The organism is Bacillus sp. PAMC26543 (assembly GCF_014250375.1).
Taxonomy (GTDB): Bacteria; Bacillota; Bacilli; order Bacillales; family Bacillaceae; genus Bacillus; species Bacillus halotolerans.
The window spans coordinates 2,539,267-2,560,386 of record NZ_CP060193.1 but is presented as its reverse complement, the minus strand read 5'-3'; the positions used below and the strand labels follow the sequence as shown (position 1 = coordinate 2,560,386).

The 21,120-nt window shown below is 43.6% G+C and carries 17 protein-coding genes; all 17 read left to right on the top strand.

The window, feature by feature from the left end:
- Positions 1-74: 74 nt before the first annotated feature.
- The 17 genes from H7F27_RS12780 to H7F27_RS12700 all read left to right on the top strand — a co-directional run bounded on the left by H7F27_RS12780 (position 75) and on the right by H7F27_RS12700 (position 21,119).
- Positions 75-1,559, top strand: a complete 1,485-nt coding sequence (locus H7F27_RS12780; RefSeq protein WP_024121312.1) for a UDP-N-acetylmuramoyl-L-alanyl-D-glutamate--2,6-diaminopimelate ligase — start codon at positions 75-77, stop codon at positions 1,557-1,559.
- A 111-nt stretch (positions 1,560-1,670) separates the two neighbouring features.
- Positions 1,671-2,645: a phospho-N-acetylmuramoyl-pentapeptide-transferase gene (mraY, locus tag H7F27_RS12775; protein ID WP_185847985.1), complete on the top strand. Its 975-nt coding sequence runs from the start codon at positions 1,671-1,673 to the stop codon at positions 2,643-2,645.
- Positions 2,646-4,001 carry a UDP-N-acetylmuramoyl-L-alanine--D-glutamate ligase gene (gene murD, locus H7F27_RS12770; RefSeq protein WP_024121315.1) on the top strand — a complete coding sequence of 452 codons (1,356 nt, stop codon included), beginning with the start codon at positions 2,646-2,648 and terminating at the stop codon, positions 3,999-4,001.
- A 59-nt stretch (positions 4,002-4,060) separates the two neighbouring features.
- Positions 4,061-5,161, top strand: a complete 1,101-nt coding sequence (spoVE, locus tag H7F27_RS12765; RefSeq protein WP_003221421.1) for a stage V sporulation protein E — start codon at positions 4,061-4,063, stop codon at positions 5,159-5,161.
- 123 nt (positions 5,162-5,284) lie between these two features.
- Entirely contained in the window at positions 5,285-6,376 is a 1,092-nt protein-coding gene (gene murG / locus H7F27_RS12760; protein WP_024121316.1) for an undecaprenyldiphospho-muramoylpentapeptide beta-N-acetylglucosaminyltransferase, read from the top strand.
- 31 nt (positions 6,377-6,407) lie between these two features.
- The gene (gene murB / locus H7F27_RS12755) at positions 6,408-7,319 is read left to right on the top strand and encodes a UDP-N-acetylmuramate dehydrogenase (RefSeq protein WP_185847984.1); all 912 of its coding nucleotides are present in this window, start codon (positions 6,408-6,410) and stop codon (positions 7,317-7,319) included.
- A gap of 129 nt (positions 7,320-7,448) precedes the next feature.
- On the top strand, positions 7,449-8,240 hold the full coding sequence (locus H7F27_RS12750; protein ID WP_024121318.1) for a cell division protein FtsQ/DivIB: 792 nt from the start codon (positions 7,449-7,451) through the stop codon (positions 8,238-8,240).
- Positions 8,237-8,932, top strand: coding sequence for a DUF881 domain-containing protein (locus H7F27_RS12745; RefSeq protein ID WP_059292825.1), 696 nt, complete (start codon positions 8,237-8,239; stop codon positions 8,930-8,932). The genes H7F27_RS12750 and H7F27_RS12745 overlap by 4 nt, the downstream gene beginning before the upstream one ends.
- A gap of 21 nt (positions 8,933-8,953) precedes the next feature.
- The gene (locus H7F27_RS12740; protein WP_095713794.1) at positions 8,954-9,661 is read left to right on the top strand and encodes a DUF881 domain-containing protein; all 708 of its coding nucleotides are present in this window, start codon (positions 8,954-8,956) and stop codon (positions 9,659-9,661) included.
- A 17-nt stretch (positions 9,662-9,678) separates the two neighbouring features.
- Positions 9,679-10,044, top strand: a complete 366-nt coding sequence (locus H7F27_RS12735) for a small basic family protein (protein ID WP_010334164.1) — start codon at positions 9,679-9,681, stop codon at positions 10,042-10,044.
- A 174-nt stretch (positions 10,045-10,218) separates the two neighbouring features.
- Positions 10,219-11,541: a cell division protein FtsA gene (gene ftsA / locus H7F27_RS12730; protein ID WP_024121323.1), complete on the top strand. Its 1,323-nt coding sequence runs from the start codon at positions 10,219-10,221 to the stop codon at positions 11,539-11,541.
- A gap of 35 nt (positions 11,542-11,576) precedes the next feature.
- Positions 11,577-12,725, top strand: coding sequence for a cell division protein FtsZ (ftsZ, locus tag H7F27_RS12725; protein ID WP_024121324.1), 1,149 nt, complete (start codon positions 11,577-11,579; stop codon positions 12,723-12,725).
- A gap of 307 nt (positions 12,726-13,032) precedes the next feature.
- Positions 13,033-17,340 (top strand): S8 family peptidase, encoded by a 4,308-nt coding sequence (locus H7F27_RS12720; RefSeq protein WP_185847983.1) that lies wholly within the window; start codon positions 13,033-13,035, stop codon positions 17,338-17,340.
- 194 nt (positions 17,341-17,534) lie between these two features.
- Entirely contained in the window at positions 17,535-18,464 is a 930-nt protein-coding gene (gene spoIIGA, locus H7F27_RS12715) for a sigma-E processing peptidase SpoIIGA (protein WP_024121326.1), read from the top strand.
- 62 nt (positions 18,465-18,526) lie between these two features.
- Complete coding sequence (gene sigE, locus H7F27_RS12710) at positions 18,527-19,246, top strand: RNA polymerase sporulation sigma factor SigE (protein ID WP_024121327.1); 720 nt, start codon at positions 18,527-18,529, stop codon at positions 19,244-19,246.
- Positions 19,247-19,385: 139 nt separating this feature from the next.
- Positions 19,386-20,168, top strand: coding sequence for an RNA polymerase sporulation sigma factor SigG (sigG, locus tag H7F27_RS12705; protein ID WP_010334169.1), 783 nt, complete (start codon positions 19,386-19,388; stop codon positions 20,166-20,168).
- Between the two features lie 156 nt (positions 20,169-20,324).
- Positions 20,325-21,119 (top strand): ABC transporter ATP-binding protein, encoded by a 795-nt coding sequence (locus tag H7F27_RS12700; protein ID WP_024121328.1) that lies wholly within the window; start codon positions 20,325-20,327, stop codon positions 21,117-21,119.
- Position 21,120: the final 1 nt, after the last annotated feature.

Below are 21,120 nucleotides of genomic sequence, written 5' to 3'. Positions count from 1 at the left end.
AAAGTCATTATCACATCATTTGATGTGACTTCAATGATAAAAAGAACGAATAGAATGTTGAGAGGTTTGATACGATGAAACTTACAAAGCTGCTTACATACTTAACAACCGAACCTTCTGTAAATGACTCACAAGACCCTGAAATAACTTCAATTGAGATGGACTCCAGGGAAGTAAAGAAAGGGAGTCTTTTTGTATGTGTAAAAGGGTATACGGTAGATGGCCATGATTTTGCGCAAAAAGCAGTTGAAAACGGCGCAGCGGCTATTGTGGCTGAAAAGGAGCTCGATGTGGATGTGCCTGTCATCATTGTCCGGCAGTCACTGCGGGCGCTCAGCGTTTTGTCTGATGCGTTTTACGGACAGCCGACAAAGAAACTGCAGCTGATCGGAATAACGGGCACAAACGGAAAAACATCAACGACCCATATGGTTGATGAGATTCTCAAAAAAGCGGGGAAACGAACAGGCTTAATCGGCACGATGTACATTAAAATCGATGACGAAACACTTCCTGTTAAAAACACGACACCGGAAAGCGTCACGTTGCAGCAAACATTTAAAAAAATGAATGACAAGCATGTCGACACGGCCATCATGGAGGTTTCTTCTCACGCTTTGTCACTGGGACGGGTTCACGGCTGTGATTATGACATTGCCGTGTTTACGAACTTAACACAGGATCACCTTGACTATCACAAAACGATGGATGAGTACCGACAGGCAAAAAGCCTGCTGTTTTCTCAGCTTGGCGGGGCATTCAACCATGAAAATCCAAAACGGGCTGTTTTAAACGCGGATGATGAGGCAAGCGCTTATTTTGAAAAGGTGACTGCAGCACATATTTCTACATATGGAATTAAAAACAATGCTGATGTAATGGCGAAAGATATCAAAACTACTGCACAGGGCACAAGTTTTGAACTGGTGACGAACAAAGGCACTAAGCACATCACGATGTCTCTCGTTGGACAGTTTAACGTGTATAACGTGCTCGCGGCTGTTACGACATGTATTGCGGCAGGCATTCCGTTTGAAACCATTACAGAAGCTGTGGAAGAATTGCATGGCGTAAGAGGCCGTTTTGAACTGGTTAATCAGCAGCAGGAGTTTCCGGTTATTGTTGATTACGCGCATACGCCGGACAGCCTTGAAAACGTGCTGAAGACATGCAGAGACATGGCGGAAGGAAAGCTTTTTGTTGTTGTCGGCTGCGGCGGAGACAGAGATAAGACGAAACGCCCGAAAATGGCGAAAATCGCTGTTGAGCTGGCTGACGAACCGATTTTCACTTCAGATAATCCAAGAAGCGAAGATCCGCGTGCCATTTTAAGAGATATGGAAGCAGGGGTAGAGAACGAATACTACCACAGCATTGCAAATCGCGAGCAGGCGATCTTCTTTGCCATTGCCAACGCCAAAAAAGGCGACGTTGTCCTCATTGCCGGGAAAGGCCATGAAACCTATCAGCAGATTGGGAACGAAACCTTTGACTTTGACGATGCCGAAGTGGCGGCAAGAGCGATTGTCGAACTGAATAAAAATAAGACGAATTCATAGGAAAGAGATGTTATTGAATGATGGAGCTTGAAAAGATTTTTCATATGGAAAAAAATCATGAATATGATAACTACGTATGTCGTTTGAAAGAAACAGGAGGAGAAAAGGACAATGCTTGAGCAAGTCATTCTGTTTACAATTTTAATGGGTTTTTTAATCAGTGTTCTGCTCTCTCCGATTCTTATTCCGTTTTTAAGAAGATTAAAATTCGGCCAGAGTATTAGAGAAGAGGGACCGAAATCACACCAGAAAAAATCAGGGACACCGACAATGGGCGGAGTCATGATCATACTGTCTATCATTGTGACAACTATTGTGATGACACAGAAGTTTTCAGAAATAAGTCCGGAAATGTTCCTGCTGCTGTTTGTCACGATCGGTTACGGTTTACTCGGCTTTTTGGATGATTACATCAAAGTCGTAATGAAACGAAATCTTGGTCTGACGTCAAAGCAAAAACTGATCGGACAAATTATCATCGCAATTGTGTTTTATGCGGTGTATCATTACTACAATTTTGCGACGGATATCCGCATTCCTGGGACTGATCTGTCAATTGATCTTGGATGGGCTTACTTTATCCTTGTGCTATTTATGCTTGTCGGCGGATCAAACGCCGTCAACCTGACTGACGGTCTTGACGGTTTATTATCAGGGACGGCAGCTATTGCTTTTGGCGCCTTTGCCATCCTGGCTTGGAATCAATCCCAATATGATGTTGCTATTTTCTCAGTCGCGGTTGTCGGAGCGGTGCTGGGCTTCCTGGTATTCAATGCGCATCCAGCCAAAGTGTTTATGGGAGATACAGGATCACTTGCATTGGGAGGAGCAATCGTCACCATTGCCATTTTAACGAAATTAGAAATCCTGCTGGTCATTATCGGCGGTGTATTCGTCATTGAGACATTATCCGTTATTCTGCAGGTCATCAGCTTTAAAACGACAGGTAAACGAATCTTTAAAATGAGTCCGCTTCACCACCATTATGAGCTTGTCGGGTGGTCTGAATGGAGAGTTGTTGTAACATTTTGGGCTGCGGGACTTTTGCTTGCCGTATTAGGAATTTACATCGAGGTGTGGTTATAAGTGGAAAACGATCTATTTTTGCAAAATCAGCATTTTTTAGTCCTTGGGCTCGCGAAAAGCGGGTTTGCGGCGGCGTCTATTCTTCATGAAAAAGGTGTTTATGTTACAGTCAACGACCAAAAGCCTTTTGATGAGAACGAACCAGCCCAGAAACTTTCTGAAAAAGGGGTCGAAGTTGTCTGCGGAGAGCACCCTGTTTCTCTGTTTGATCAGCATCAGATTACTGTACTGATCAAAAACCCGGGAATTCCATATGAAAATATTATGGTTCAGGAAGCAGAAAAAAGAGGCATCCCGATTTGGACAGAAATTGAGCTTGCCTACCATCTGACTAATGCCAAATTTATCGGGATTACCGGATCGAACGGAAAAACGACAACGACAACGCTGATTTATGAAATGCTGAAGGCAGACTCTCAAAAGGCGCTGATCGCCGGAAACATCGGTACAGTCGCAAGTGAGGTTGCCTATCACGCTGATGGAGATGAATGGATCGTAACGGAACTTTCGTCATTTCAGCTGATGGGAACGCACGACTTCAGGCCTGAAATCAGCCTGATTTTAAACGTGTTTGATGCCCATCTGGATTATCATCATACGAGAGAAAACTATGAAAAAGCGAAACAGAAAGTGTATCTGCATCAGAAAGCTTCAGATAAAGCAATTGTCAATCAGGATGATGAAACAGTCGTGCGCCTGGCTGAAGCCGGAGAAGCCGGAATTGTTCCTTTTTCAGTACACAAACAGCTTGAACACGGCGCTTATGTAAAAGACGGCATGATTATGTACAGCGGCGAAGCTATTCTTCCTCTGGAAGAGGTTGTGCTGCCAGGTGCGCATAATCTGGAGAACATTTTAGCCGCGATTGCGGCAGTGAAAACGGCTGGAGCGTCCAACGAGGCCATCAAAAAAGTGCTGACAAGCTTTACCGGCGTCAAGCACCGTCTCCAGTATGTCACAACGGTGAAGAACCGTAAGTTTTATAATGACAGCAAAGCAACAAACGTTTTGGCGACAAGCAAGGCGCTTTCGGCTTTTGAAAAACCTGTCATTCTGCTTGCAGGCGGACTGGATCGCGGAAACGGCTTTGATGACTTAAAGCCTTACATGAAGCATGTCAAAGCGGTGCTTACATTCGGACAGACAGCACCGAAACTTGAACAGCTCGGAAATGAGCTGGGAATACAACATGTCAAACGTGTCGATAATGTTGAACAAGCAGTATCTGCGGCGTTTGCGCTCTCAAATGAAGGAGATGTCATTCTGCTTTCACCTGCGTGTGCGAGTTGGGATCAATTCAAAACATTTGAAGAACGCGGTGACATGTTTATAGACGCCGTGCATATGCTTAAGTAAGGGCTTGTCTTGGAGAAATCGGCAGCCCTAATGACTTTAAGCTTGGGGTGTCGATTGATTTGACTACTAAAAAAACATCGCCTGATTTGTTATTGGTCATCATTACGTTATTATTATTAACAATTGGATTAATTATGGTGTACAGTGCGAGTGCGGTATGGGCGGATTATAAATTTGACGACTCATTCTTTTTCGCGAAACGGCAGCTGCTGTTTGCGGGCATCGGAGTTATTGCCATGTTCTTTATTATGAATGTTGATTATTGGACATGGCGGACATGGTCTAAATTGCTGATGGTTATCTGTTTTTTCTTGCTGGTGCTTGTTTTAATACCAGGCGTAGGCATGGTGCGGAACGGCTCAAGAAGCTGGATCGGAGTCGGTGCATTCAGCATACAGCCTTCAGAGTTTATGAAGCTTGCGATGATAGCATTCCTTGCTAAATTTCTCTCTGAAAAGCAAAAAAACATTACATCATTCAGACGTGGATTTGTCCCGGCGCTCGGCATCGTGTTTTCCGCATTTTTGATTATTATGTGCCAGCCTGACCTCGGAACAGGAACGGTAATGGTCGGTACTTGTATTGTCATGATTTTTGTAGCCGGTGCGCGAATCGCCCATTTCGTCTTTCTCGGGCTGATCGGCCTGAGCGGATTTGTCGGGCTGGTACTGTCGGCTCCATACCGGATTAAACGGATTACCTCTTACTTAAATCCGTGGGAAGATCCGCTTGGCAGCGGCTTTCAAATCATTCAATCGCTTTATGCGGTAGGGCCTGGCGGATTGTTCGGAATGGGGCTTGGCCAAAGCAGACAGAAATTCTTTTATCTGCCCGAACCGCAAACGGACTTTATTTTCGCCATCTTGTCAGAGGAGCTTGGGTTTATCGGCGGGTCGCTTATTTTGCTTCTGTTCAGCGTGCTGCTGTGGAGAGGAATCAGGATCGCGCTCGGTGCACCAGATCTATATGGCAGCTTTGTCGCTGTGGGGATTATTTCAATGATCGCAATCCAAGTTATGATCAATATCGGCGTTGTGACGGGCCTTATTCCGGTAACTGGCATCACGCTGCCGTTTCTGAGCTACGGAGGTTCATCGTTGACCCTGATGCTGATGGCTGTCGGCGTGCTGCTGAACGTGAGCCGGTACTCGAGGTATTAATGAATTTTATTAGTAAAGCGATCCTATGAAACAGGAAGCTGGGAAACAATTGAAGCGATAACCCTGTCCATAAAAACAGGGTTATCGTTATGTTATAGAGAAACTGAGACTGGGGGAAGAGTTATGCGAATTGCAATAAGCGGAGGCGGCACAGGGGGACACATTTATCCTGCGCTTGCCTTTATCAAAGAGGTGCAGCGCCGCCATCCTGATACGGAATTTTTATATATCGGAACAGAAAACGGATTAGAGAAAAAAATTGTAGAACGGGAAAATATACCGTTTCGTTCCATTGAAATTACAGGTTTTAAAAGAAAGCTTTCATTTGAAAACGTAAAAACGGTGATGCGTTTTCTAAAGGGCGTTAAAAAAAGCAAATCGTATTTAGCGGAATTTAAGCCGGATGCCGTGATTGGAACGGGCGGTTATGTGTGCGGGCCGGTTGTATACGCTGCTGCAAAAATGGGGATTCCGAGTATCGTTCATGAACAAAACAGCCTGCCGGGCATCACCAATAAGTTTCTTTCAAAATATGTTAATAAAGTAGCAATATGTTTTGAGGAAGCAAAATCACATTTTCCAAGTGAGAAAGTTGTATTTACGGGAAACCCGAGAGCCTCTGAGGTCGTCTCAATAAAGACGGGCCGCTCAATGGCTGAATTCGGACTCTCTGAAGAGAAAAAAACCGTATTAATCTTCGGCGGAAGCAGAGGCGCCGCACCGATTAACCAAGCGGTCATTGATATGCAGGATGCGCTGAAATCAAGAGCGTATCAAGTACTGTATATTACGGGCGAGGTTCACTATGAGAAAGTAATGACTGAGCTGAAAAACAAGGGTGCAGCTGACAATATGGTCACAAAACCGTTTCTCCATCAGATGCCAGAATATTTAAAGGCAATTGATGTGATTGTAGCAAGAGCGGGTGCGACGACCATTGCGGAAATTACGGCACTAGGAATCCCAAGTGTGCTGATTCCAAGTCCGTACGTAACGGCGAATCACCAGGAGGTCAATGCGCGATCTCTCGGTCAGCATGATGCTGCGATTGTGTTGAAAGAAACAGAACTCAGCGGGGAAAAGCTGATTGAAGCGCTTGACCGGATTGTGCTCGATGAACAAACATTAAAGGATATGAGCGAACGGACAAAGTCACTCGGTGTTCCTGATGCGGCTGCCCGTTTATACAGCGTACTCGAAGATTTGAAAAAATAATAGAAAAGCAAATGGAATGCGGAGGTTTACGATGGAGAAAGTGATACAAGAATTAAAAGAACGCGAAGTCGGCAAGGTGCTTGCAAATGAACCGCTCGCAAATCATACAACAATGAAAATCGGCGGTCCTGCGGATGTATTGGTCATTCCAAGCAGTGTAGATGCTGTCAAGAACATCATGGATGTTGTGAAAAAATATGAAGTAAAGTGGACAGTCATCGGCCGCGGGTCAAACCTTCTTGTATTAGATGAAGGAATCAGAGGCGTGGTCATCAAGCTGGGCGCGGGTCTTGACCACTTGGAGCTTGACGGGGAACAAGTCACTGTCGGTGGCGGTTATTCAGTCGTGCGTCTTGCTACATCGTTGAGCAAAAAAGGCTTGTCGGGATTAGAATTCGCTGCCGGAATTCCGGGATCCGTTGGAGGGGCTGTCTATATGAATGCAGGCGCTCACGGGTCTGATATGAGTAAGATCCTTGTCAAAGCGCATATTTTATTTGAAGACGGCACGATCGAGTGGCTGACAAATGAGGAGATGGAATTCACCTACAGAACGTCCGTATTGCAAAAGAAACGTCCTGGTGTTTGTCTTGAAGCCGTTCTGCAGCTTGAACAAAAGGATAAAGAATCAATCGTTCAGCAAATGCAAAGCAATAAAGACTACAGAAAGAATACACAGCCGTATTCAAGCCCTTGTGCAGGAAGCATATTCAGAAACCCGCTTCCGAACCATGCCGGCAATCTAGTGGAAAAAGCAGGCTTAAAAGGATATCAAATCGGCGGTGCGAAAATATCGGAAATGCACGGGAACTTTATCGTCAATGCGGGCGGAGCATCAGCAAAAGATGTGCTTGATCTGATCGACCATGTGAAAAAGATGATCCGTGAAAAATACGAGATTGAGATGCACACAGAGGTTGAAATCATCGGTGAAAATCGCTGATTCAAGTTCTGAACTGAAGCTGTTCATATGATATACTGTAAGCAAACGACAAACGGCATCATAGTATGCCGTTTGTTTTGGAATAGGCAGACTTTTAAGGCTGTTTCATTTGAATGAGGTGAACAGGCAATGAATCCGGGGCATGACCGAGAAAAAATCGTAAATATTGAAGAACGGATCCCTAAAATTAAAGAGCAGAGAAAACAGAAGGCAAACCGCCGGCTTATTTCATTTATTATGCTCTTTTTTATGATGGTGCTGATCATCGTGTATCTGCAGACACCGATCAGTAAAATTTCATCAATCTCTGTTACCGGCAATGAGAATGTTTCCAAAAAGGAAATTATTGATCTTTCCGATATCAAAAGCGGAGATACTGAATTTTGGAGTCTGGATAAGAAAAAAACAGCAAAAAAGATTCAGCAAAATAAATTAGTAAAAAAAGCAGAAATCAGCAAATCCCTTCCTAATAAAATCAACATTGCGATCGAAGAATATAAAGCGATTGCTTATTTAGAAAAAGACAATGTGTATTATGAAGTCCTTGAAAACGGTTCAGTTTTGCCAGACGAAGTAACGCCGGATGATGCGGGACCAATTTTGGTGAATTGGACAGACGCTAAAAAACGTGTTCAGATGGCCAAGCAGCTCGATGCTTTGTCAAATTCTATAAAACAATCGATTTCAGAAGTGTATTATACTCCTGTCAAAATGGATCAAAACCGGATTAAATTATATATGAACGACGGGTATGTCGTCACTGCATCCATCAAAACCTTTGCAGACCGAATGAAAACGTATCCTTCTATTATTTCACAGCTCAGCGGCAGTAAAAAAGGGATTATTCATTTAGAAGTTGCAACCTATTTTGAGGAGTTTGGAAAAAGCGATTCGTCTGCCAAAAAGGAAGATGAAAATTGAGGGGCAAATCAGCCGTCCTTCTTTCTTTGATTATGCTTATCGCCGGCTTTTTAATTTCTTTTTCTTTTCAGACGACAAGAGAAAACCACAAAAGCATGACAGAGACGGAAGAATGGAAAAAAGAATATGCCCTGCGGGATGAACTGCTGAAACAAGAGAAAGAAAACAAGGACCTTGAAAAAGAACTGTATCAAAAGCAGAACAAAGTCCGTCAGACTGAAAATAAGCTGAAGAACGAAAAAACAGAATACTATAACGTCCTGGAAGATGTAGAAAAGTACAGAATGTATATTGGGGAAGTCGGTGTACAAGGAGAGGGCGTTCAAGTGACTTTGGAAGATGCTTCTTACATACCGGAAGGAGAGAACGTGAACAGCTACATCGTTCACGAAAGCCATCTCTTTCAAGTCATAAATGAACTGTATATATCTGGTGCGGCAGCCGTCTCCGTCAACGGCCAGCGGCTGACCCATGATTCCTACATCAAGTGCAACGGGCCGGTCGTAACGGTAGACGGGGTGCAGCACCCCGCCCCGTTTGTCGTTTCTGCCATCGGAGATCCTGATGTCCTGCTTCCTTCGTTAAATATAGCAGGAGGCCTGATCGATCAGCTTTCTATGGATCATATTTCTGTTACTGCAGAAAAAAAGAAAAATGTACAAATGGAACCCATTCTGAAAACGAAGGAATGACTGGAAAAGCGGGTGAAGTGATTGAAAATAAAGCGTTCCTTCATTAGCATCAGCGTGCTTATGGTTATATTCGGCCTTATGATATCTGTTCAATTTAATTCTTTAAAGCATCCACAAGTCCGAGATACAAGAGATATGTGGGATATAAGAGAAGAGCTTACATCAGAGCAGAAGAAGCAGGAAGAGCTGCTGGCTGAAATTAAAAAGTATGATAAATTGCTGAATACCTATACACAAAACAAAGAATTGACAAAAGAAACAGCGCTCAATAATACATTACAAACCTTAAAAAAAACAGCCGGCATGACCGATATAACAGGTAGCGGAATTGTCATCACCCTTTCTCCGCTTTTTTCTGAAAGCGTAACTGGAGAGGCGATCAAAAATCCACCGCCGGATTTACTAAAGAAGCTGATCAATGAACTCAACTCCTATGGTGCTGAGCATATCTCAATAAATGAGCGAAGAGTTGTGAATTCTTCAGTGATACGGGACATAAACGGCACAACAAAAATAGACGGATACAGCCTTGATGATTATCCTTTAACAGTAAAAGTGCTTGCTGAAGATCCGGACAAGCTGTACAGCAGGGTAAAGGGGTCCGATTTAGAGGATATCTTTGCTTCTGAAAATGTAGCGTTAAAAGCAGGTAAATCTGACAGCAGCCTGACTTTAAAAGCTTATGACAGAGCAGTGGACGTACAACAGCTAAAACCGCTGAAAGACTAAAAGGGAGGAGAATTGTCATGTGGCTGCCCGTGCTTGGACTCGTGCTCGGAATAACGATCGGATTGATGACAAACTTAACGATACCGAGTGAATACTCAAATTATTTATCACTTGCGGTGCTTGCTGCACTTGATACTCTAATCGGCGGAATCAGGGCGCATTTACAAGGTACATATGATGAAATGGTATTTGTTTCCGGTTTCTTTTTTAATATTATATTGGCAATAAGTTTAGCTTTTCTGGGAGTCCATCTTGGTGTAGACTTGTATTTAGCAGGTATATTCGCATTTGGAGTCAGGTTATTTCAGAATATAGCCGTTATAAGAAGAAATCTACTAACAAAGTGGACTCTTTCTAAAAAAAATAAAAAAAATGTGATATAAAAGAGGATATACATAGGATATAACGAATATTTTCAATAAACATAAAATGTGAAAAGCACATAAGGAATATTCCGTTGTTATTTTTTGTTACACACTTGTAAAGCCACATTCATTGTATTGTTGTTCCGCAAATAATAGAATAGAAATGATCGAAATGTGAGGAGGTGCCATAGAATGAACAACAATGAACTTTACGTCAGTCTTGACATCGGTACGTCCAATACAAAAGTGATCGTCGGAGAAATGACAGATGATTCCCTAAATATTATCGGTGTGGGAAATGTACCGTCTGAAGGGTTGAAAAAAGGCTCAATCGTTGATATAGATGAGACCGTTCATTCTATAAGAAAAGCGTTTGACCAAGCTGAAAGAATGGTAGGTTTTCCGCTTAGAAAAGCTATTGTCGGCGTTAATGGAAATTATATCAATATTCAAGATACAAACGGTGTTGTAGCAGTTTCCAGTGAAAATAAAGAAATTCAAGTAGAAGATGTCCGCCGCGTCATGGAAGCGGCTCAGGTTGTTTCAATACCGCATGAACAGCTGATAGTCGACGTCATTCCTAAACAATTTATCGTAGATGGAAGAGATGAAATTACCGACCCGAAAAAAATGCTAGGTGTGCGTTTAGAAGTAGAGGGCACACTGATCACCGGTTCAAAAACAATATTACATAACTTGCTTCGCTGCGTTGAAAGAGCCGGTGTTGAAATAACTGATATTTGTCTACAGCCGCTGGCAGCCGGTTCTGCTGCTTTGTCAAAGGATGAGAAAAATCTCGGTGTGGCTCTCATTGATATAGGCGGAGGGTCAACCACCATTGCCGTGTTCCAGAACGGACACCTGACTTCTACCCGTGTCATTCCTCTCGGAGGCGAAAATATCACCAAAGATATCTCCATCGGATTGAGAACGTCCACAGAAGAAGCGGAACGTGTGAAAAAACAATTTGGACATGCCTACTATAACGAGGCTTCAGAAGATGAAGTATTTGAGGTAACCGTTATAGGCACCAATCAAAAACAAACATTTACACAGCAGGAAGCAGCGAATATCATTGAAGCAAGAGTCGAAGAAATTCTTGAGATTGCTTCAGAAGAACTTCGCAATATGGGAATTAGCGATCTGCCGGGAGGCTTCGTGCTGACAGGGGGGCAAGCAGCAATGCCTGGTATCATGTCACTAGCGCAGGATGTGCTGCAAAACAATGTCAGAGTGGCGAGCCCGAATTATATCGGTGTAAGAGATCCTCAGTATATGACGGCAGTTGGCATGATTCAATTCGCCTGCCGGAATGCAAGAATTCAAGGCAGAAAAATTGGCTTCAAGATGCCTGAAGAAGCGATACAGGAAATCGCCGTCTCATCAGCAGAGGAACAAGAGCAGCATCATCACCAAAATGAGATGCAGCAACGGCCAAAAGGAAAACAAAAAACACAAGCCGAACATAACAAACAGAGCAAAATGAAAAAACTATTAAGCATGTTTTGGGAATAGATAGATAGTCATTCGGCAGATTAGGAGGATTTAGCATGTTGGAGTTCGAAACAAACATAGACGGCTTAGCATCAATTAAAGTAATCGGAGTAGGAGGCGGCGGTAACAACGCGGTCAACCGAATGATTGAGAATGAAGTGCAAGGAGTAGAGTACATCGCGGTAAATACGGACGCTCAAGCTCTTAACCTGTCAAAAGCGGAAGTGAAAATGCAAATCGGCGCAAAGCTGACTAGAGGATTGGGAGCAGGTGCGAATCCGGAAGTCGGGAAAAAAGCCGCAGAGGAAAGCAAGGAGCAGATTGAAGAAGCGCTAAAAGGCGCTGACATGGTATTCGTAACAGCTGGTATGGGAGGCGGAACAGGAACAGGTGCCGCACCGGTTATTGCGCAAATCGCAAAAGATTTAGGAGCATTAACAGTCGGAGTCGTTACAAGACCGTTTACGTTCGAAGGTCGCAAAAGACAGCTGCAGGCGGCGGGCGGAATTTCTGCAATGAAAGAAGCGGTGGACACGCTGATTGTGATCCCGAACGACCGTATTCTTGAAATTGTTGATAAAAACACGCCGATGCTTGAAGCATTCCGTGAAGCTGATAACGTACTCCGTCAGGGGGTTCAAGGTATTTCTGACCTGATCGCTACTCCTGGTCTCATTAACCTAGACTTTGCTGATGTGAAAACGATCATGTCAAACAAAGGATCTGCTTTAATGGGTATTGGTATTGCGACTGGAGAAAACCGTGCTGCAGAAGCTGCGAAAAAAGCCATTTCCAGTCCGCTTCTTGAAGCAGCAATTGACGGCGCGCAAGGCGTCTTAATGAACATTACTGGCGGAACAAATCTAAGCCTTTATGAAGTTCAGGAAGCAGCAGACATTGTCGCTTCTGCATCTGATCAGGATGTAAACATGATTTTCGGTTCTGTTATTAACGAAAATCTTAAAGACGAGATTGTGGTTACTGTGATTGCCACTGGTTTTATCGAACAGGAGAAAGATGTTACGAAACCCCAGCGTCCATCATTAAACCAGAACATCAAATCACATAATCAGAGTGCTCCAAAACGTGAGCCGAAACGAGAGGAACCACAGCATCAAAACACAGTCAGCCGTCAAACCTCACAGCCGGCTGACGATACGCTAGATATTCCGACATTCTTAAGAAACCGCAATAAACGCGGCTAATTGAAAGGACAAAATCGTTTTCGATTTTGTCCTTTTTTTATTTTTTCCTCAACCATTTCCATTCATCCCTTATGCCTTTTGCACTATGTCTTCCTACACATAACAACAAATCAACCTATTATACCTACTGATATTTCATGACCATATTATCATTTTCATTTATATGGAAATAAGATGACAGAAAACGACAATATCTGTAATTGAGATTGTCTACAGTTAACGTACAGCGAAGCTTTGACAAACAAATTGAATGTTAAAGGAGGGACGACATTTTTTTACAAAGTGGTTTAAAAAAGGGGGATGAAAAATGAGGAAACAAACGAAAAACAGACTGATCAGTTCTGTTTTGAGTACAATTGTCGTCAGTTCACTGCTGTTTCCGGGTGCAGCCGGGGCAAGCAGCAAAGGTGCTGCTTCTTCTGTAAAACAGGAGCTTCAATCTTCTGAATCGATTCAAAATAAGATTTCCAGCTCATTAAAGAAAAGCTTTAAAAAAGAAGAAAAAACTACCTTTCTGATCAAATTTAAAGATCAAGCTGACACCCAAAAAGCAGCAAAATCAGCTGTCAAAAAAGCGAAATCTAAAAAGCTGACCGCTGCTAAAACGGAATATCAAAAGCGTTCGGCCGTCGTGTCTTCGTTAAAAGTGACAGCTGATGAAGCTCAGAAAGACGTCTTGAAATACTTAAACAGCCAGAAAAATAAAGGGAACGCCGATGATATTCACTCCTATTATGTGGTAAATGGAATTGCTGTACATGCTTCAAAAGAAGTCATGGAGAAAGTGGCGCAGTTCCCTGAAGTAGAAAAAGTGCTTCCGAATGAAAAGCGGCAGCTTTTTAAGTCATCCGCTTCCCCATTCAATATGAAAAAAGCACAAAAAGCGATAAAAGCAACTGACGGTGTAGAATGGAATGTAGACCAAATAGACGCACCGAAGGCTTGGGAGCTTGGCTATGACGGAACGGGTACGGTTGTCGCCTCCATTGATACCGGGGTTGAATGGGAACATCCTGCATTAAAAGAAAAATATCGCGGGTATCATCCGGAAAGCCCCAATGAGCCTGATCATGACATGAACTGGTTTGATGCTGTAGCGAACGAGTCCAGTCCATATGATGATCTTGATCACGGTACTCATGTAACAGGTACAATGGTTGGTTCTGAGCCTGATGGCACGAATCAAATTGGTGTCGCACCTGGTGCAAAATGGATTGCTGTTAAGGCGTTTTCTGAAGATGGCGGGACAGACGCTGACATTTTGGAGGCTGGTGAATGGATTTTAGCTCCAAAGGACGCAGAGGGCAACCCTCATCCAGAAATGGCTCCGGATGTCGTCAATAATTCTTGGGGCGGGGGCTCCGGTCTTGATGAATGGTACAGAGATATGGTCAATGCCTGGCGGGCGGCCGACATTTTCCCGGAATTCTCTGCGGGAAATGCGGACCTCTTTAACCCGGGAGGACCTGGTTCTATTGCGAATCCTGCCAATTATCCGGAAGCGTTTGCGACAGGAGCGACTGATATTAACAAAAAGCTTGGCGATTTTTCACTCCAGGGACCGTCGCCATACGATGAAACAAAGCCGGAAATTTCTGCTCCAGGCGTAAACATCCGGTCTTCAGTTCCCGGCCAGACATATGAAGACGGTTGGGATGGCACGTCGATGGCAGGACCGCATGTTTCTGCTGTTGCTGCGCTATTGAAGCAGGCAGACGCCTCACTTTCTGTCGATGAGATGGAGGATATATTGACAAGCACGGCTGAGCCATTAACGGATTCTACATTCCCTGACTCTCCGAATAACGGATACGGTCATGGTTTGGTGAACGCTTTTGATGCCGTATCAGCGGTTACAGACGGTTTAGGAAAAGCTGAAGGGCAAGTTTCTGTCGATGGGGAAGATGACGAGCAGCCTGGCTTTCAGCATGAGAAAGTAAATGAAGCTTATGAAGGTGCCAGCCTTCCGCTTACCTTGACAGCTGAAGACAATGTGAGTGTGACATCCGTGAAATTGTCCTATAAGCTGGATCAAGGCGAATGGAACGAGGTCAAAGCTAAACGAATCAGCGGAGATCATCTGAAAGGAACGTACCAGGCGAAAATCCCAAATATAAAGGGGACCGCATTAAGCTATAAGTGGATCATTCAGGATTTTGGCGGCCATGTTGTCGAGTCTGACATATATGATGTATCCGTGAAACCTAGCATCACTGTTGGATACAGGCAGGATTTTGAAACAGAACCAGGCGGCTGGCTTACGAGCGGAACAAATAATAACTGGGAGTGGGGAGTTCCGGAATCAGGCCCTAATGCAGCTGCATCAGGAGAAAAAGTATATGGGACAAACCTGACTGGAAATTATGCCAATGGAGCGAATATGAATCTCACTATGCCTCCAATTGACGTGCCTGATTCAGGCGGCCTGTTTCTTCAATTTAAAAGCTGGCACAACCTGGAAAATGATTTTGATTATGGCTACGTTTTTGTTTTACCGGAAGGCGAAACGAATTGGGAGCAGGCAGGGGTCTATAACGGAAAGACTTCAAACTGGACCAGCGAAGAAATTAATTTATCCGCATACAGAGGCCAAAACATTCGAGTGATGTTTAACCTTCAGTCTGATGAAAGCATTGCAAAAGAGGGCTGGTACGTTGATGATGTTCAGCTTTCAGACAAATCTTCCGGGAAAACAGCCAAAAAGAATAAGCTGGGCGTACAAAAACCGGCAGAAAAGCAAAAGAAAAAAGCGGTTAACCCAAAAAAGGCTAAGCCATCAACAAATACAGCTGCCAAAACAAAACATAGTGCTGATATGCAGCCGCAAGCATTGCCGCTCAGAGCACAGGTCAGTGTGGTTGAAACAGGAAAATCAACCTATTCAGATCAATCAACCGGACAGTACAAGCTGACGCATAAAGCAGGAGACTACACGCTTATGGCAGAAGCTTACGGCTATCAATCAAAAACGCAAAAAGTGTCTTTGCAGGCAGATCAGACAACCCAAGCTAATTTTACGTTAGAAGAAATAAAGAAAGGCACATTAAAAGGCACTGTCATCAATAAAACAACAGGAGAGCCGGTAAAAGGCGCTTCCGTCTATGTTATCGAGGATGCCGCTGTTGAACCGGCAACTACAAACGACAAAGGAGAATATACACTTGAGGCCTACGAGGGCTCTTACACCATTAAAGTGGCTGCACCGGGCTATTACAGTGATGAATTTTCTGTTGATTTAAAAGGTGATATCACAAAAGAAACTGTGCTGAAGCCTTTCGTCGGATATCCGGGCGAGATCGGATACGATGACGGAACAGCGGAGAATGCAAATTCCTATTTCGCGGCCGGAAACGGCTGGGCGGTTAAAATGTCACTTGCTGACGGCAAGGAAAAAGGCATGCTGACAGGAGGGCTATTCAGATTCTGGGATACGGAGTTCCCTGATCCTGGCGGCACAGAGTTTAAGGTCGAGGTTTACGATGCTACAGGGAAAGATGGAGCACCCGGCAAAAAAATTGCGGGACCATATAACGCGGAAGCTCTTCGTAATGGCGAATGGACGAAAGTCGATCTCAGCTCGAAGGGGATTATGGTCGATAAAGACTTTTATCTTGTATATATCCAGTCAAAACCTGATCCATATTCACCAGGCTTGGCAATGGATGAAACCGGGCAGTACTCAGATCGCAACTGGCAGTATGTTAACGGAGCATGGCAAAAAGGAGATAAAGAAGACGGCAACTATATGATTCGCGCGTTAGTCGATTATGAAGCTGCCGTACCTGATATTACTTCTCCTGAAGATAAATCATACACCAATAAGGAGAACGTCACGGTAAAAGGAAAGGCATCTCCGGGGACGACTGTAACCCTTTATAATGGTGATAAAGAAGCAGGAGAAACGAAAACTGCCGCAGATGGCACGTTCGAGGCAGGAGTTTCACTCAGCAAAGGGGAAAACAAGCTGACAGCGGCTGCATCAACAGACTCCGGAACGACAGATGCTTCAAGTCCTGTCACGGTCACACTTGATCAAGAAAAGCCTGAACTGACGCTTGACAATCCAAAGAATGGCGAGAAAATCAATAAAGAAACGCTGACTGTTAAAGGCACTGTTTCAGATGACAACTTGAAAGAAGTAAAGGTTAATGGCAAAAAAGCAACGGTCACAGACGGTTCCTACTCTGCCCGTATCCTTTTGGAAAACGGAAGCAACGAAGTAAAGGTGACAGCCACTGACTTAGCAGGCAACAAAACGACGAAAAAAGCTGTCATTGATGTGAATTTTGACCAGCCAGTCATTACTGGACTGATTCCTGGTGAGGACAAAACTTTAAAAGCCGGTGAATCGGTCAAAATCGCTTTTTCAAGCGCGAAAGGCGCAGATGCAACGTTTGTCATTCGCCTGCCGCTCACAAATGCAAGAGCGAATGTACAAAACGCTACCGAGCTGCCGTTAAGAGAAATTTCTCCGGGACGATATGAAGGCTACTGGACAGCAACTTCTTCTATTAAAGCAAACGGAGCTAAAGTAGAGGTTATCGTTCGAGACGGTTACGGCAATGAAACCAGAAAAACAGCGAATGGAAAACTTTATATCAATACTGAAAAGTAAGTGTAAGAAAGCTGCCGCTCTTGGCAGCTTTTTTTCTATATACTTTCATTTATTCCCTCGACAAATTAAGCAGTTATCCCTGAAAAATTGTATGGGCCTCTCAACATTAATTGACAGACTTTCCCACAGAGCTTGCTTTATACTTATGAAACAAGAAGGGGAACAGCGTGATGCAAGAAAGAAAGGGGTCAGGTGTGAAAATCTATTTAGATGTCATTTGGCTGTTAAACTTTTGTTTTGACGCACTGTTGCTTTTACTGACGGCTTTTATTTTGAAACGCCATGTGAAAAAAAGAAGATTGATAGGCGGCGCGTTTATCGGGTCAAGTATTGTCCTTTTGATGTTTACTCCTTTCTCGCCGATCGTTGAGAACCCGGCCGGAAAGCTCGCTTTTTCGGTTGTCATTGTGCTCGTGACATTCGGTTTTAAGCGGTTTCGCTATTTCTTTCAAAATTTGTTTTCCTTTTATTTTGCTACTTTTCTAATGGGAGGGGGAATAATCGGAGCACATTCATTGCTGCAGTCAAACTCTATTGTCAGAAACGGTGTCATGATCACCAATCAAACCGGATTTGGCGACCCGATCAGCTGGATGTTTATCGTGGCTGGCTTTCCAGCGTTATGGTTTTTTTCCAAGAGAAGAATCGAAGATATTGAAACAAAAAACATTCAATATGAGGAACGAGTCAGGGTACAGGCGGACCTGGGCGGCCAAACACTGCACGCAAGAGGCCTGGTGGATTCCGGCAACCAGCTGTATGATCCGCTCACAAAAACGCCGGTCATGATTCTTCACATTGATAAGCTTGAACCAATTTTCGGAGAGGCTGAAACGGTGATTATCCGAAGTGCAGACCCGATGGAAGCGATTGAACAGCTTGATGATTCGTTTCGTTTTTTAGATAAAATGAGGCTGATCCCATATCGGGGAGTAGGCCAGCAGCATCAATTTTTATTATGTATCAAACCGGATCATGTAACGATTATGACAAAAGATGAAATGATTGCCGCGGATAAATGCTTAATCGGCATCAGCACGTCAAAGCTGTCGGCAGATGGAGATTTTGATGCGATTATTCATCCGAAAATGCTGTCCGGAAAGGCCATTAAGCACGTATCCTAATGTTCGCAAATGTCCGTTACTTATCATACTCATAAGACGTGACATTTAGAAGGGAGAGGAAGATGAAAAAACTTAAATTGCGGTTGACGCACCTCTGGTATAAGCTGCTGATGAAACTGGGCTTAAAAAGCGATGAAGTGTATTACATAGGCGGGAGTGAAGCTTTGCCGCCGCCATTATCAAAAGACGAGGAGCAGGTTCTATTAATGAAGCTCCCAAGCGGCGACCAGGCGGCCCGCGCTATTTTGATCGAACGCAACCTGCGGCTTGTCGTCTATATCGCACGGAAATTTGAAAACACGGGAATTAATATTGAAGATTTAATCAGCATCGGCACCATTGGATTAATCAAAGCTGTGAATACCTTCAATCCGGAAAAGAAAATCAAGCTGGCTACATATGCCTCTCGCTGTATCGAGAATGAAATCCTGATGTATTTAAGGAGAAACAACAAAATCCGTTCAGAAGTTTCTTTTGATGAACCGCTTAATATTGATTGGGACGGCAATGAGCTTCTGCTTTCTGATGTGCTGGGCACGGATGACGACATCATCACAAAGGACATTGAAGCAAATGTGGATAAAAAGCTTCTAAAAAAAGCGCTCGAACAGTTAAATGAGAGGGAGAAACAAATCATGGAACTGCGTTTTGGGCTCGTCGGCGAAGAGGAAAAGACCCAAAAGGATGTTGCGGATATGATGGGGATTTCCCAATCCTATATTTCCCGTCTGGAAAAAAGAATCATTAAAAGATTGCGAAAAGAATTCAACAAAATGGTGTAAAAAATTTTTGCGGCTTAATCCCTTGATTCTACAAGGATTTCCCAATTATGACTATTTTTCGGTTTGAGTGCAGTGCATATTTTTCCCACCCGAGGAGATACTTAACGTTGTACAGCAGCTCCTGTAGGGAGGGAAAAAAGTGTCGAGAAATAAAGTCGAAATCTGCGGGGTGGATACCTCCAAATTACCCGTACTCAAGAATGAAGAGATGAGAAAGCTGTTTAGGCAATTGCAGGACGAAGGTGATGATTCAGCCAGAGAAAAGCTTGTAAACGGGAACTTGCGTCTTGTCTTAAGTGTCATTCAAAGATTTAATAACAGAGGGGAGTATGTTGATGACTTATTTCAAGTCGGCTGTATCGGACTAATGAAATCCATTGATAATTTTGATCTAAGCCACAATGTTAAGTTTTCAACATACGCTGTACCTATGATTATCGGAGAAATCCGCAGGTATTTGCGCGATAATAACCCGATACGTGTCTCGAGATCACTCAGGGATATCGCATATAAGGCACTTCAGGTAAGAGAGCGGTTAATCAGTGAGACAAGCAAGGAGCCGACGGCAGAGGATATCGCCAAAGTTCTTGAAGTACCGCATGAAGAAATCGTGTTCGCACTCGACGCCATTCAAGATCCGGTATCTCTTTTTGAACCGATCTACAATGACGGCGGAGATCCGATTTATGTCATGGATCAAATCAGTGATGAACGCAACAAAGATACACAATGGATTGAAGAGCTGGCTTTGAAAGAGGGCATGAGAAGACTGAACGAGAGGGAAAAAATGATTTTAAGAAAACGGTTCTTCCAAGGAAAAACGCAAATGGAAGTAGCTGAAGAAATCGGCATTTCCCAGGCACAGGTGTCCAGACTGGAAAAGGCAGCAATCAAACAAATGAATAAGAATATTCATCAATAGCATGCACGCCGAAAGCCTTTAAAACAATTTCTGTTTTAAAGGCTTTTCTATTTGGAAACGAGCGGTTTACGTTTTCGAAAAAGTAAGGTATCCTAGTCCGTACACAGTTTTGTGAAAATTAAAATAATTCTTTGGCTTGGAAAGAGGAGGACCACAATGATTTTGCAGCTTGACAATGTCTCACTAAAACGGAATGGAAAATGGATACTAAAGGATATTCATTGGAAAGTAGAAGAAAAGGAGAATTGGGTGCTTTACGGATTAAACGGAGCTGGGAAGACCGCGCTGTTAAATATGTTATGCTCTTACTATTTTCCGACAGCAGGCGAGATGCAGGTGCTTGGTCATGTATTCGGAAAAACGGAGCTGGGAGATAAACTCAGACGAAAAATTGGCCTTGTCTCAGCGGGGCTTCAGCAAAAATTGTATCCGGCAGATTCAGCTTTTGAAATTGCTCTGAGCGGGGCATATGCTTCGATTGGCTTGTATGAAACACCAAGTGCGGAAATCAGAGAAAAAGCGATTGCCCTGCTCGAGGACTTAGGAGCCATTGATTATGCCGACCGCCGCTACGAAACTCTTTCTCAAGGAGAGAAACAAAGAGCTTTAATCGCAAGAGCGCTAATGGCTGATCCGGAGCTGCTTATACTGGACGAACCAGTTACAGGACTTGATTTTATTGCCCGGGAAAAACTGTTAGATACGATTACGCACATTGCAAGCAGGGAAAATGCGCCGTCTATTCTTTATGTTACGCATCATGCGGAAGAAATTTTGCCGATTTTTGATAAAGCCCTCTTGTTAAAAAAGGGAGAAGTCTTTAGGTCAGGACAAATGAAAGACATGCTGACAGACGAATCACTTTCTTCTTTTTTTGATACGCCGATCCGTGTATTATGGAATCAGGATCGTCCGTTTTTAACAAGAGCTGAGCCGGTGACAAATGCATAAC

Coding starts and splice junctions, on each gene's coding strand:
- H7F27_RS12780 (WP_024121312.1), top strand. CDS start 75: ATGAAACTTACAAAGCTGCTTACATACTTAACAACCGAACCTTCTGTA.
- mraY (WP_185847985.1), top strand. CDS start 1,671: ATGCTTGAGCAAGTCATTCTGTTTACAATTTTAATGGGTTTTTTAATC.
- murG (WP_024121316.1), top strand. CDS start 5,285: ATGCGAATTGCAATAAGCGGAGGCGGCACAGGGGGACACATTTATCCT.
- murB (WP_185847984.1), top strand. CDS start 6,408: ATGGAGAAAGTGATACAAGAATTAAAAGAACGCGAAGTCGGCAAGGTG.
- H7F27_RS12750 (WP_024121318.1), top strand. CDS start 7,449: ATGAATCCGGGGCATGACCGAGAAAAAATCGTAAATATTGAAGAACGG.
- H7F27_RS12735 (WP_010334164.1), top strand. CDS start 9,679: ATGTGGCTGCCCGTGCTTGGACTCGTGCTCGGAATAACGATCGGATTG.
- ftsA (WP_024121323.1), top strand. CDS start 10,219: ATGAACAACAATGAACTTTACGTCAGTCTTGACATCGGTACGTCCAAT.
- ftsZ (WP_024121324.1), top strand. CDS start 11,577: ATGTTGGAGTTCGAAACAAACATAGACGGCTTAGCATCAATTAAAGTA.
- H7F27_RS12720 (WP_185847983.1), top strand. CDS start 13,033: ATGAGGAAACAAACGAAAAACAGACTGATCAGTTCTGTTTTGAGTACA.
- sigE (WP_024121327.1), top strand. CDS start 18,527: ATGAAAAAACTTAAATTGCGGTTGACGCACCTCTGGTATAAGCTGCTG.
- H7F27_RS12700 (WP_024121328.1), top strand. CDS start 20,325: ATGATTTTGCAGCTTGACAATGTCTCACTAAAACGGAATGGAAAATGG.